This is a genomic window from Streptomyces sp. NPDC102279 (genome assembly GCF_044766365.1).
Classification (GTDB): domain Bacteria; phylum Actinomycetota; class Actinomycetes; order Streptomycetales; family Streptomycetaceae; genus Streptomyces.
Genome location: NZ_JBIWLU010000018.1, coordinates 138,614 through 150,983, shown reverse-complemented (window position 1 = coordinate 150,983; position 12,370 = coordinate 138,614). Strand labels below are relative to the sequence as shown.

The following is a 12,370-nucleotide window of genomic DNA, read 5'->3' as shown; positions in this document are numbered from 1 at the left end:
GCCTGATCCGGACGCCACGCCCCGGGTGAACGCTCCCGGCGTCCGCTCGTCAGTGCCCCAGCTCTTTGGGGATCTCGCCGATCCGCAGCGGATCGGCAGGCTCCTCCAGCGGAGGAAGCTCCGGGAGGGCGTCCCACGGCACCTGCATCTTGCGCAGGTCCTTGCGGATGTGGCCGGCCAGCCGTCTGGTGTCCCGGCGGTTCATCACCGCTCCGACCGCCGCGCCGACCATGAAGGGCATCAGGTTGGGCAGGTCGCGGACCGTCCGCTTCATGATCTGCTGGCGCAGCTCGCGCTTCATCTGACCGCCGAGCGCGGCGTTGATCGTCACGGGCTTGGTCACGTCGATCCCGCGCTCGCCCGACCAGGAGTTCAGGTACGCGGTACTGCGCTGCTTGAGGTTGCCGGGCGGCCTCACGCCGTAGACCTCGTGGAGCTCGGCGATCAGTTTGAGCTCGATCGCGGCGACGCCGGTGATCTCGGCGGCCAGCTCCGTGGGCATGGCGGGCGGCACCGGCAGCATGGCGGCGGCGCCGACTCCGGCACCGACGGTGGAGGTCGCCGCGGCGGCGCCCGCCACGAGCTTGTCCGCGAGCTCTTCGGGGCCGAGGCCCGGGAACTGCTTGCGGAGGGTCGCGAGGTCCCGTACGGGAACGCGCGGGGCGAGATCGATGATCCGGTCGGCGAGATACGCAAGGCCCGCCCTGGCCCGGCTGCCGCTCTTCCGGACGCCCTTCTTGACCCCGTCCCGGACCGCGGCCACACGCCGCCTCGCGGCGGGTGCGGGCGTGTCCGGCGAGGCCGTCAGGCCGTCTGTGGCGCCCGCTCGGTCGAGCGAGGCTGATCCCTGTTCGGAAGAGCCCCGCTCGTCGTCACGCACGCCTTCAGGGCCCTCGTGGGGCCCTCCGTCCGCTCCCCTGGGGAAGCGGCGCTTCCAAGGTGGGGTCGAGCCAGTCACGGCCGACCCTGCCTCAGTCGCAGTCGCGGCAGATCGGCTGGCCGTTCTTCTCGCGGGCCAGCTGACTGCGGTGGTGCACCAGGAAGCAGCTCATGCAAGTGAACTCGTCCTGCTGCTTGGGCAGCACCCGGACGGCCAGCTCTTCGTTCGAGAGGTCCGCTCCGGGCAGCTCCAGGCCTTCTGCGGCCTCGAACTCGTCTACATCGACAGACGACGTGGACTTGTCGTTCCGGCGAGCCTTCAGTTCTTCAAGGCTGTCCGAGTCGACGTCGTCGTCGGTCTTGCGTGGGGTGTCGTAATCCGTTGCCATGTCAGCTCTCCCCCTCTGGGTGTCTGCGGTGTCTCGACGCACGTAACGCGTGAGAGGCCGGACTTGTGCCCGACCTGAGGCGGAGATTTTGCCTCACATCAAGGTCTGTTACTCAATCGACACCCAACCGGACTCTCCATGAGTGATCGGCTTGGATGGCGATGCGGACCGTACACGGTCCGCAGGCTGCACATCAAAGGCGTCCCACCGTGTACTTCCCGTGATCAGGACCCCCGAAAACCCGGATTTTCCCGGCTTTCCGACAGCTTGCATGATCACGGAGAGTGGGTGGACACGAATTCGCCCTTGTGATCGATCACACACGGGTCGCCCGGGTGGGCGACCAGAAAATTCCGCGCAAAGCGAACATCAACGCGTGTCGGCGACATGGTCTCAGACAGGAAGGGTGACGCGCATCACGAGGCCGCCCCCCTCTCGAGGCTGGGCGACGATGTGACCGCCGTGCGCGCGGGCCACCGACCGGGCGATCGACAGGCCGAGGCCCACACCCTTGTCACTGCCGGTGCGCTCGGTACGCAGCCGCCGGAAAGGCTCGAAAAGATTGTCGACCTCGTACGCGGGAACGACCGGTCCCGTGTTCGACACGATCAGGACCGCCTGGCCGTGCTCCGCCTCGGTGGTGACCTCGACCCAGCCGTCCTCCGGAACGTTGTACCGCACGGCGTTCTGGACGAGGTTCAGCGCGATCCGCTCCAGGAGGACGCCGTTGCCCTGGACGACCACCGCATGCCTCTCCCCGCGGATCTTCACGCCCTTGGCGACCGCCTCGGCGTGCACCTGGTCGACGGCCTGTGTGGCGACCTCGGCGAGGTCCACGGGCTTGCGCTCGACGATCTGGTTGTCGCTGCGGGCGAGCAGCAGCAGTCCCTCGACGAGTTGCTCACTGCGTTCGTTCGTGGCGAGCAGCGTCTTGCCCAGTTGTTGGAGTTCCACGGGTGCGCCCGGATCGGACAGATGCACCTCAAGGAGGGTGCGGTTGATCGCGAGCGGGGTGCGCAGTTCGTGCGAGGCGTTGCCGACGAAGCGCTGCTGGGCCGTGAACGCGCGTTGCAGCCGTTCCAGCATGTCGTCGAAGGTGTCCGCCAGTTCCTTCAACTCGTCGTCCGGACCGTCCAGTTCGATGCGCCGGGACAGGTCCGAACCGGCCACCGCGCGCGCGGTGCGCGTGATGCGCCCGAGCGGCGACAGCACCCGGCCCGCCATGGCGTAGCCGAACGCGAAGGCGATCACGGCGAGGCCGAGGAGGGCCAGCAGGGAGCGGCTGAGCAGGTTGTCCAGTGCGTGTTGACGCTGTTCGTTGACGCAGTCGTTCATCGCGCTGTTGAACACGTCGGGCGAGGCCTTGTCGGGCAGGTTGCACATGGTGCTCGTGACCTTGCCCTCAGTGATCTTGAACGGCAGCTCGCTGCCGACGTTCAGCGCCTGCGCCGCGAGCAGGTAGATGATCGAGAGCAGCAGGATGCCGGCGATCAGGAACATGCCGCCGTAGAGCAGCGTGAGCCGTATGCGGATGGTCGGGCGCAGCCAGGGGAACGGCGGCTCGGGACGGGGGTCCCAGGTGGGCTTGGGAGGCGCCGTGGGCGGCGCGGGAGTGGTGGCCACGGCGGATCAGATCCGGTAGCCGGAGCCGGGCACGGTGACGATCACCGCGGGCTCGCCGAGCTTGCGGCGCAGCGTCATGACGGTCACGCGGACGACGTTGGTGAACGGGTCCGTGTTCTCGTCCCAGGCCTTCTCCAGCAGCTGCTCGGCGGAGACGACGGCTCCCTCGCTGCGCAGCAGGACCTCCAGGACGGCGAACTCCTTGGGCGCGAGCTGGACCTCCTTGCCGTCTCGGAAGACCTCGCGGCGGTTCGGGTCGAGCTTGATCCCGGCGCGCTCCAGGACGGGGGGCAGCGGAACGCTCGTACGGCGGCCGAGGGCACGCACGCGTGCCGTCAACTCGCTGAAGGCGAAGGGCTTGGGGAGGTAGTCGTCGGCACCGATCTCCAGGCCCTCGACGCGGTCGCTGACGTCTCCGGACGCGGTCAGCATCAGCACGCGGGTGGGCACGCCGAGCTCGACGACGCGTCGGCAGACGTCGTCGCCGTGCACGAGGGGGAGGTCGCGGTCCAGGACGACCACGTCGTAGTCGTTGACCCCGATGCGCTCCAGGGCGGCCGCGCCGTCGTACACGACGTCGACGGCCATGGCCTCCCGGCGCAGTCCGGTGGCCACCGCATCGGCGAGCAGCTGCTCGTCCTCGACGACGAGTACGCGCACGTCGCTTGTCCTTCCTCTGTCCACCGGCGCGGCGCGTCTTCGGGCGCCCCGCGGGCAGGGTCTGTCACGGATGAGAGCTCCATCCTGCCCTTTTCGGCCATAAACCGGCTGTAAGGCGGGTGGGGCGCCGAGAGTCCCGTGCACGGGACCGGGAATGCCGGATTTTCTCGCCGGGTTGAGGTTTCCACGGAAGAGAGCGGGGGGAGGACGGCTTTACACCCCGCGATCACGCTCTGCACGTGGCAAGCCACCTTGTGGTACGTCCAACCGCTTCCGCAGAGCGGGCGTGGGTGTCCGGCACCGTCGCCGCCCAGCCCGGGCAGCGCTGGGCGGCACCCATTCAGAGACGTGATCGCCCCTTCCGATCGGCACACCCCCGTGCCACCCGACCCACGACCCAGGACGAGGGGGCGCAGCATGGACGCTTTCACCGCAGGACTTCTGCAGCGCATAAGGGCGACCGAGACCGACCTGACGCGTGCTCGCGAAACAGGTGACGACTTCCTCGCCGAGGTCGAGCAGGCCGAGCTGGACGACCTGCACCGCCTCGCCGCCGAGCACGGTGTGGAGGTCGGCGCGGGCGCGACGCGCGTCTGATCCGAACGCACGACAGCGGGGCCCCGGTATCGATCCAGTACCGGGGTCCCGCTTCGTTTTCTGCCGCCGTCCGATGCCCTGTGTGCCGTCGCCACGCGGGCCGCCGTGGGCCCGCCGTTGCCGTCCGTGACGCGTCCGCTCCGGCCCGTCAGTCCCGCCAGGCCCCGAAGTCCTCCAGGAGCCGCTGGAGGGGCTCGAAGACACCCGGGGAGGCCGCCACAGCGAGATCGCCTCCGGGGCGCTCTCCGGGGCGTCCACCGGTCACCGCGCCCGCCTCACGGGCGATGAGGTCCCCCGCCGCGAGGTCCCAGGGATGGAGGCCGCGTTCGTAGTACCCGTCGAGACGGCCGGCCGCGACGTCGCACAGGTCGACCGCGGCCGAGCCGGAGCGACGGATGTCGCGGACCAGCGGGATGAGCCGCTGGACCACGTCGGCCTGGTGGACCTTGACGTCGGTCACGTAGTTGAAGCCGGTGGCGACGAGGGCCTGGTCGAGGGACGGCGACGGGCGGCAGGTCAGCCGGCGCTCGCCGACCCAGGCACCCGTGGCGCGGGCGCCGCGGCCGCGAACCGCGTGGTAGGTCTCGCCGCGCATCGGTGCCGCGACGACGCCGACGACGGTCTCGCCGTCCTGTTCGGCCGCGATGGACACCGCCCAGGTCGGCAGTCCGTACAGGTAGTTGACGGTGCCGTCGAGCGGGTCGACGATCCAGCGGATGCCGCTGGTGCCCTCGGTGGCGGAGCCCTCCTCGCCGAGGAAGCCGTCGCGCGGGCGGTGTTCGGCGATCAGGTTGGTGATCAGCTTCTCGGCGGCGATGTCCATCTCGGTGACGACGTCGATCGGGCTGGACTTGGTGGCGGCGACCGTCAGGTCCGCGGGGCGGCCGTCCCGCAGCAGCGCGCCGGCGCGGCGGGCCGCCTCGTGCGCGAGCTGGAGCAGTTCGGTCTGCAGGGGCGCGGTCACGGGGCTCCTCATGCGTAGGGGCTGTCGGCGCCCGCGGCGGCGGGCTTGGGCGTGCGGGCAGGACAGCAGCCCACCGGACACAGGTCGTGGCTCGCACCCAGCAGGCCCAGGGCACACGGTGTCACCCTGCGGCCGCTCTCGGCCGCGGCGCGCTCCAGGACCAGGTCACGAACCGCGGCGGCGAACCGGGGGTCCGAGCCCACGGTGGCCGAGCGGCGCACCGGGAGATCCAACTCGGCGGCCTTGGCACGTGCCTCGGTGTCCAGGTCGTACAGGACCTCCATGTGGTCCGAGACGAACCCGATCGGCACCATCACGGCGGCCGGGACACCGGCTCCGTGCAGCTCCTCCAGGTGGTCGCAGATGTCCGGCTCCAGCCACGGGATGTGCGGTGCCCCGGAGCGCGACTGGTAGACGAGCCGCCAGGGGTGGTCGACGCCGGTCTCCTCGCGCACCTTCTCCACGATCAGCCGCGCCACGTCCAGGTGCTGACGGACGTACGCGCCGCCGTCGCCGTGGCCCTCGACCGGTCCTGAGGTGTCCGCCGCGGCGGTGGGGATGGAGTGCGTGGTGAACGCCAGGTGCGCGTCGGCGCGGAGCTCCTCGGGCAGCTCGGCCAGCGACCGCAGGACGCCCTCGGTCATCGGCTCCACGAACCCGGGGTGGTTGAAGTAGTGGCGCAGTTTGTCGATCCTCGGAAGCTCCAGCCCCTCGCTCTCCAGGGCGGCGAGCGCCCCGGCGAGGTCCTCGCGGTACTGCCGGCAGCCCGAGTACGAGGCGTAGGCGCTGGTGGCCAGGACCAGGATCCGGCGCCGGCCGTCGGTGACCATCTCGCGCAGCGTGTCGGTCAGGTACGGCGCCCAGTTGCGGTTGCCCCAGTACACCGGCAGGTCGAGACCGTGGTCGGCGAAGTCCTTGCGCAGCACGTCGAGCAGGGCGCGGTTCTGGTCGTTGATGGGACTGATCCCGTCGAACAGGAAGTAGTGCTGCCCCACCTCCTTGAGCCGCTCCTTGGGGATACCCCTGCCCCGCGTCACGTTCTCCAGGAACGGGACCACGTCGTCCGGCCCTTCGGGACCGCCGAACGAGAGCAGCAACAGGGCGTCGTAGGGGGTGGCATCGAGCACGTCTGGCATGCCTCCGATCCTGCCACCCGGCACTGACATGCGAGAAACGGCGGGGTGGCGAACGAGGAGCGACGCCCGCGGGACGCGCAGCGCGCTGTCGCGAGGGCCTGTTCCGGCTGCGGACTCGGGTGAGTTCAGGGGCCACGGGGCGGGCGGAAGGACGCGTTGCGGGCGGGCGCTTTAGGGTGCCCTAACCCGTAAGCTGTATCAGCCAGCTTCACGCCTTACCGAAGTTCGCGCCGCCCGTCGTGACCGGGGGGCCGAGCCGAGCCGACGGAGACCCCCGTGCCCAGCCCGTACCGCGCCCTGTTCGCCGCCCCCGGCTCCAAGGGCTTCTCCGCAGCGGGCTTCCTCGGCCGGATGCCGCTGTCCATGATGGGCATCGGCGTGGTCACGATGATCTCCCAGCTCACCGGGCGGTACGGGCTCGCCGGCGCCCTCTCCGCGACCATGGCGCTGGCCGCCGCCGCGCTCGGTCCGCAGGTCTCCAGGATGGTCGACCGGCACGGGCAGAGGCGGGTGCTGCGCCCCGTCACTTTGTTCGCGCTCGCCGCAGCGGCGGGACTGCTGCTCGCCGCGCACTTCGAGTGGCCGGACTGGGTGCTGTTCGCGTGCGCCGCCGGCATCGGCTGCGTCCCGAGCATCGGCGCGATGGTCCGGGCCCGCTGGGCGGCCCTCTACGCAGGCACCCCTCAGCTGCACACCGCGTACTCCCTGGAGTCCGTGGTGGACGAGATCTGCTTCATCTTCGGGCCGATCATCTCCATCGGGTTGTCCACGGTGTGGTTCCCGGAGGCCGGCCCGCTGCTCGCCGCCTGCTTCCTGGCGGCCGGTGTCTTCTGGCTGACCTCGCAGCGCGCGACCGAGCCCGCACCGCATCCGCGCGAGCAGCACGCCGGTGGTTCCGCGCTCCGCGCGGCCGGACTCCAGGTGCTGGTGGCCACGTTCGTGGCGACCGGGGCGATCTTCGGGGCCGTCGACGTGGTCACCGTGGCCTTCGCCGAGGAACAGGGGCACAAGGCCGGGGCGAGCATCGTCCTGGCGATCTACGCGGCGGGCTCGTGCCTCGCGGGGGCCGTCTTCGGACTCCTGCACTTCAAGGGGGCACCGGAACGCAGGTGGCTGCTGGGCATATGCGCGATGGCCGTGAGTATGATCCCCCTCCTACTGGTCGGAAACTTGCCGTTCCTGGCCGTGGCGCTGTTCGTTGCGGGCCTCTCCATCGCTCCCACGATGATCACGACGATGTCCCTCATCGAGCAGCACGTACCTCGCGCGAAACTGACCGAAGGCATGACCTGGGTGAGCACGGGACTCGCGGTCGGGGTCGCGCTCGGTTCCTCCGTGGCCGGCTGGGTGATCGACAGCTCCGGCGCGAAGGCCGGGTACTGGGTTCCGGCGGTGTCCGGGGCCGTCGCGGTCGCGGTGGGTTTCCTCGGGTATCGCCGGCTCAGCAGGCCGGTTCCGCAGCGGGGAGGGTCTCATGAGCACCACAGTGAGCGGGAAGAGCGGCACGTGGCGTAACTGGGCGGGAAACGTCACCGCCCGTCCCGTACGGGAGGTCACCCCTGCCTCGGTCGACGAACTCACCGCCGCCGTGCGCCAGGCGGCCGAGGACGGCCTCACGGTGAAGGCCGTCGGCACCGGGCACTCGTTCACGGCCGCCGCCGCCACGGACGGCGTGTTGATCCGTCCTCAACTGTTGACGGGCATTCGCGGGATCGACCGTGCGGCCATGACGGTCACGGTCGAGGCGGGCACCCCGCTCAAGAGGCTCAACCTGGCCCTCGCGCGCGAGGGGCTGTCGCTCACGAACATGGGCGACATCATGGAGCAGACGGTCTCGGGCGCGACCAGCACCGGAACACACGGCACCGGACGGGACTCGGCCTCGATCGCCGCGCAGATCAAGGGCCTTGAGCTGGTGACGGCGGACGGTTCGGTGCTCACCTGCTCCGCGAAGGAGAACCCGGAGGTCTTCGCCGCGGCCCGGATAGGCATCGGCGCCCTGGGTATCGTCACGGCGATCACGTTCTCCGTGGAGCCCGTCTTCCTGCTCTCCGCCCGCGAGGAGCCGATGACCTTCGACAGGGTCACCGCCGACTTCGACGAACTGTTCACCGAGAACGAGCACTTCGAGTTCTACTGGTTCCCCCACACGGGCAACTGCAACACCAAGCGCAACAACCGCAGCGCCGGACCCGAGAAGCCGGTGGGGACGGTCAGCGGCTGGATCGAGGACGAGTTCCTCTCCAACGGCCTCTTCCAGGTGGTCAACCTGCTCGGCCGCGCCGCACCCGCCACGATCCCGTCGATCGCCAGGCTCTCCAGCCGCGCGCTCTCCGCGCGGACCTACACGGACATCCCGTACAAGGTCTTCACCTCTCCGCGCCGCGTGCGGTTCGTGGAGATGGAGTACGCCGTCCCGCGTGAGGCCCTCGTCGAGACGCTGCGCGAGCTGAAGACGATGGTCGAGCGCTCCGGCCTGCGGGTCAGCTTCCCGGTCGAGGTGCGCACCGCGCCCGCCGACGACATCACGCTCTCCACGGCGTCCGGCCGGGACAGCGCCTACATCGCCGTCCACATGTTCCGGGGCACCCCGTACCAGGCGTACTTCACCGCCGCCGAGCAGATCCTCACCGCCCACGAGGGGCGGCCGCACTGGGGCAAGGTGCACACGCGGGACGCCGAGTACTTCTCCGGGGTCTATCCGCGCTTCGGCGAGTTCACGGCGCTCCGGGATCGGCTCGACCCGGATCGGCGCTTTGCGAATGACTACTTGCGGAGGGTGCTGGGGTCGTAGCGGTCGCACTGGGGTCCGGAGTCGGGGTGTCGCCGCCGGTCTCCGGGTCCGAGGACGCGCCGCCGTCGGGCGCAGGACGCGACGACGTACCGCCGCCGCTTCCCGGCTCACGCGAAGCGCTCCCGTCACCTCCGGTGGACGGGGCCGGCTCCTCGGGAGACTCCGGGGTCGAGGAGGGCGAGGAGTCCGGCGACGGCGTCGTACCGGAGTCGGCACCGCCCGGACCTGAACCGTGTCCCTTGAAGGCGTCTCCGACGGTCGTGCTCGTGCCGTCCCCGCTGAAGCTCCGGCCCGAGGCCAGTTCGTACGTGGTGATCCCGGTCATCGTGACGCCGAAGACGAGGGCGGTGGCGACCAGCGGCCGCTTCCAGCTTCTGACCCGGGCGCGGTAGACGGTGCCCTCGGTGAACTCGCCCGGTGCGCCGACCGGTGGTGCCGCGGACACCTGCTGCGACCTCGGCCTCGGCTGCACCCTCACCTCGCGCATCTGCTCCCCGGTGCGCTTGAAGAAGTGCTGGAAGAGCGTTCCTCCGCTGGTGGCGATGACACTGACCAGACCCGCGCCCAGGATCGTCCCGTAGACGCCGAAATAGGACGCCAGTTTCGCGGCGACCACCGCGGCGACCGCGCTCCCCGCCACCTGAGGGACGCTCAGGTCCAGCCTCTTCTTCCTCGGTTCCGTGTCGGCATCCGGCTCCTCGCCGCCGACACCCGGCTTCTCACGCATTCCCGGACCTTGCCTGCCTTTCCCGTACTTGATCGACTGATCGCACGAGAAAAGGACGTACAGGCGAAACGATTAGTTCCGTTTCTGCCGATTCCGTGAAGTGCGCCACGTTCCCGGGCCCCGGATTCGCCGCCAGAAGCGGCCAACTAGCACCCCCCGCTCGAAGTTGGGCGGCGCGGCGATCCACGCGCGTGGCCCGAATGGAGTACTGTTGCGAGCCCTGGGTCCGGACTCCCGCCAGGGTGTCCGGGGCCTTGCAGGACCGCCGGGAGGGGGCTCGTTGCTCAGGGTGATGGAGTTCGTCACTTAGCGTTGCGAATAGGTAACCGTGCCATAACGGCAGCCTCGGGCCCGTGCCCGACACGCCGGGCAACTCGGCAAGGTTGTGGCAGGCTGCACCCGGGCAGGCCACACTCGACTAGCGGAAGCAGCGACGCACGTGACGTCGGCAGGCACCACCCGGGAGGTCCCCATGCCCGAACTGCGTGTCGTGGCCGTCTCTAACGACGGCACACGGCTGGTGCTGAAGGCTGCGGACAGCACGGAGTACACGCTTCCGATTGACGAGCGTCTGCGCGCCGCGGTCCGCGGCGACCGTCCGCGCCTCGGCCAGATCGAGATCGAGGTGGAGAGCCATCTCCGCCCCCGAGACATTCAGGCGCGTATACGTGCCGGCGCCTCCGCCGAGGAGGTCGCCCAGCTCGCCGGAATCCCCGTCGACCGCGTCCGCCGCTTCGAGGGTCCCGTGCTGGCCGAGCGTGCCTTCATGGCCGAGCGGGCCAGGAAGACCCCGGTGCGCCGCCCCGGCGAGAACGTCGGACCCCAGCTCGGAGAGGCCGTTCAGGAACGGCTGACGATCCGGGGCGCCGAGAAGGAATCCGTCCAGTGGGACTCGTGGCGCCGCGACGACGGCACCTGGGAAGTCATGCTGGTGTACCGGGTCGCGGGCGAACCGCACGCGGCGAGCTGGACGTACGACCCGCCCCGACGGCTCGTCCAGTCCGTCGACGACGAGGCACGCTCGCTGATCGGCGAGTCCGACGACCTCGCGGCGCCCGAGCCGAGCTTCCCGTTCGTACCGCGGATCGCCCGGCTCCCCCGCGATCGTCCGCTGGACCGCGCGCTCGACCGGCAGATGGAGCGGCCGAGCCTGCCTCCGGCGCCTCCGGAGCCGATCGAGGAGGCCGGCGACCGTGACTCGCTCACCAGCCTCCTGGAGGCGGTACCCAGCTTCCGCGGCGACATGGTGGTGCCCGAGCGCCCGGCGAGCACCGAGCGCCCCGTCGCCGAGGAGCCCGTCACCGAGCCCGAGGAGGAGGAGCCCCCGGCTCCCGCCGCCTCGGCCGGCGCCGGTTCCGCCTACGCGGATGTCCTGATGCCTCGCTCCGTCGGCAGCCACCGCGACCGGCTCGTCGGCTCGACCGACCGCCAGGCCGAGGCCGACGGCGTCCGTCCGGGCCGCAGAGCGGCCGTCCCGAGCTGGGACGAGATCGTCTTCGGCACGCGGCGGAAGAAGCAGGACTAGCAGGTGTACGAGGACGGGGCCCGCACCGGATCGGTGTGGGCCCCGTCCTCGTATCCGAGGGGCCGCGGAGCCCGGACCTCACCGCGGGCCGGGGTCCACCGGGCCCCGCCGTTACCGCGGGCCCGGGTTCGCGGAGTCCCGCCGTTCCCGCGGGCCCCGGTTCGCGGAGTCCCGCCGTTACTGCGGGTCGGAGCCCACGGCGACCGGGCGGGCGTCGTCCTGGGACCACTCCGACCACGAACCCACGTACAGCGCAGCGGGGATGCCGGCCACGGCGAGCGCCAGGACCTGGTGGGCGCCGGAGACACCGGAGCCGCAGTAGACGCCGACCTCGGCCGTGGGCTTCGCGCCGAGCGACGCGAAACGGTCGGCGAGTTCGGAAGCGGGCCGGAAGCGGCCGTCCTCCGCCACGTTTTCCGTGGTCGGCGCGGAGACGGCGCCGGGGATGTGCCCGCCGACCCGGTCGATCGGCTCGACCTCGCCGCGGTACCGCTCTCCGGCGCGGGCGTCCAGCAGCAGCCCGGACCGGGCGAGCGCGGCCGCGGCGTCCGCGTCGAGCAACGGCCGTGCGCCGGGCGACGGTACGAACGTCCCGGGCGTCGGCGCGGGGACCTCCGAGGACACCGGCCCGGTCCAGGCGGCGAACCCGCCGTCAAGCACGCGTACCGACGGATGACCCGAATAGCCCAGCAGCCACCAGGCGCGCGCGGCGGCCCATCCCTGCCCTCCGTCGTACACGACCACGTCGCGGTTGCCGGAGACGCCGGCGGCCCGCATGGCCGCGCCGAAGACCTCCGGGTCGGGCAACGGATGACGGCCCCCCGCACCGGCCGGACCAGCGAGTTCGGAATCCAGGTCGACGAAGACGGCCGCCGGAATGTGCGCCTCCTCGTACGCGGAGCGCAGGTTGGGGCCGCCCAGCTGCCAGCGGACGTCGAGGAGCACCGGGGGGTTCGGTCCTGCGAGGTCGCTCGCGAGTTCGGATGCGGTGATGGTGGCGTTCATGGCCACCATCCTCGCGCACGGGGTGGCCGTGTTGTCCAGGTCCGGCTACTGTGCTCCGCCGGACAGGTCCG

General features: G+C 70.7%; 12 protein-coding genes. 4 read left to right on the top strand and 8 right to left on the bottom strand.

The window, feature by feature from the left end:
• Window positions 1-49 precede the first annotated feature (49 nt).
• The 4 genes from ACIRQH_RS36835 to ACIRQH_RS36820 form a co-directional block, all read right to left on the bottom strand.
• Window positions 50-958 carry a hypothetical protein gene (locus ACIRQH_RS36835; protein WP_388867567.1) on the bottom strand — a complete coding sequence of 303 codons (909 nt, stop codon included), beginning with the start codon at window positions 956-958 and terminating at the stop codon, window positions 50-52.
• Window positions 959-971: 13 nt separating this feature from the next.
• Window positions 972-1,268, bottom strand: coding sequence for a DUF4193 domain-containing protein (locus ACIRQH_RS36830; RefSeq protein WP_003997302.1), 297 nt, complete (start codon window positions 1,266-1,268; stop codon window positions 972-974).
• A gap of 393 nt (window positions 1,269-1,661) precedes the next feature.
• The gene (locus ACIRQH_RS36825) at window positions 1,662-2,891 is read right to left on the bottom strand and encodes a HAMP domain-containing sensor histidine kinase (RefSeq protein ID WP_358819480.1); all 1,230 of its coding nucleotides are present in this window, start codon (window positions 2,889-2,891) and stop codon (window positions 1,662-1,664) included.
• Window positions 2,892-2,897: 6 nt separating this feature from the next.
• Complete coding sequence (locus tag ACIRQH_RS36820) at window positions 2,898-3,551, bottom strand: response regulator transcription factor (protein WP_358819481.1); 654 nt, start codon at window positions 3,549-3,551, stop codon at window positions 2,898-2,900.
• 417 nt (window positions 3,552-3,968) lie between these two features.
• Between ACIRQH_RS36820 and ACIRQH_RS36815 the strand changes: the two genes are divergently transcribed.
• The gene (locus ACIRQH_RS36815) at window positions 3,969-4,148 is read left to right on the top strand and encodes a hypothetical protein (RefSeq protein WP_081219847.1); all 180 of its coding nucleotides are present in this window, start codon (window positions 3,969-3,971) and stop codon (window positions 4,146-4,148) included.
• Window positions 4,149-4,296: 148 nt separating this feature from the next.
• Here ACIRQH_RS36815 and ACIRQH_RS36810 read toward each other — a convergent pair whose 3' ends face one another.
• Window positions 4,297-5,112: an inositol monophosphatase family protein gene (locus ACIRQH_RS36810; RefSeq protein ID WP_356437551.1), complete on the bottom strand. Its 816-nt coding sequence runs from the start codon at window positions 5,110-5,112 to the stop codon at window positions 4,297-4,299.
• An 8-nt stretch (window positions 5,113-5,120) separates the two neighbouring features.
• Window positions 5,121-6,248, bottom strand: coding sequence for a ferrochelatase (locus ACIRQH_RS36805; protein WP_388867571.1), 1,128 nt, complete (start codon window positions 6,246-6,248; stop codon window positions 5,121-5,123).
• A gap of 276 nt (window positions 6,249-6,524) precedes the next feature.
• Between ACIRQH_RS36805 and ACIRQH_RS36800 the strand changes: the two genes are divergently transcribed.
• A complete protein-coding gene (locus ACIRQH_RS36800) occupies window positions 6,525-7,763 on the top strand; it encodes an MFS transporter (RefSeq protein WP_358819483.1) in 1,239 nt (412 codons plus the stop codon).
• Window positions 7,723-9,042 carry a D-arabinono-1,4-lactone oxidase gene (locus tag ACIRQH_RS36795; RefSeq protein WP_358819484.1) on the top strand — a complete coding sequence of 440 codons (1,320 nt, stop codon included), beginning with the start codon at window positions 7,723-7,725 and terminating at the stop codon, window positions 9,040-9,042. Before ACIRQH_RS36800 ends, ACIRQH_RS36795 begins: the two co-directional genes overlap by 41 nt.
• Here ACIRQH_RS36795 and ACIRQH_RS36790 read toward each other — a convergent pair.
• Entirely contained in the window at window positions 8,966-9,769 is an 804-nt protein-coding gene (locus tag ACIRQH_RS36790) for a hypothetical protein (protein WP_388867575.1), read from the bottom strand. The two genes, ACIRQH_RS36795 and ACIRQH_RS36790, sit on opposite strands and share 77 nt — an antisense overlap.
• Before the next feature lie 439 nt (window positions 9,770-10,208).
• On the opposite strand from ACIRQH_RS36790, the gene sepH reads away from it, so the two are divergent.
• Window positions 10,209-11,294, top strand: a complete 1,086-nt coding sequence (gene sepH, locus ACIRQH_RS36785; protein ID WP_358819486.1) for a septation protein SepH — start codon at window positions 10,209-10,211, stop codon at window positions 11,292-11,294.
• Between the two features lie 177 nt (window positions 11,295-11,471).
• Here sepH and ACIRQH_RS36780 read toward each other — a convergent pair whose 3' ends face one another.
• Window positions 11,472-12,299: a sulfurtransferase gene (locus ACIRQH_RS36780; RefSeq protein ID WP_388867581.1), complete on the bottom strand. Its 828-nt coding sequence runs from the start codon at window positions 12,297-12,299 to the stop codon at window positions 11,472-11,474.
• Window positions 12,300-12,370 lie beyond the last annotated feature (71 nt).

Excerpts from the sequence above, each read along its gene's own strand:
- ACIRQH_RS36830 (WP_003997302.1), bottom strand. The coding sequence starts at position 1,268 with ATGGCAACGGATTACGACACCCCACGCAAGACCGACGACGACGTCGAC.
- ACIRQH_RS36815 (WP_081219847.1), top strand. The coding sequence starts at position 3,969 with ATGGACGCTTTCACCGCAGGACTTCTGCAGCGCATAAGGGCGACCGAG.
- ACIRQH_RS36780 (WP_388867581.1), bottom strand. The coding sequence starts at position 12,299 with ATGAACGCCACCATCACCGCATCCGAACTCGCGAGCGACCTCGCAGGA.
- ACIRQH_RS36790 (WP_388867575.1), bottom strand. The coding sequence starts at position 9,769 with ATGCGTGAGAAGCCGGGTGTCGGCGGCGAGGAGCCGGATGCCGACACG.
- ACIRQH_RS36795 (WP_358819484.1), top strand. The coding sequence starts at position 7,723 with ATGAGCACCACAGTGAGCGGGAAGAGCGGCACGTGGCGTAACTGGGCG.
- ACIRQH_RS36805 (WP_388867571.1), bottom strand. The coding sequence starts at position 6,248 with ATGCCAGACGTGCTCGATGCCACCCCCTACGACGCCCTGTTGCTGCTC.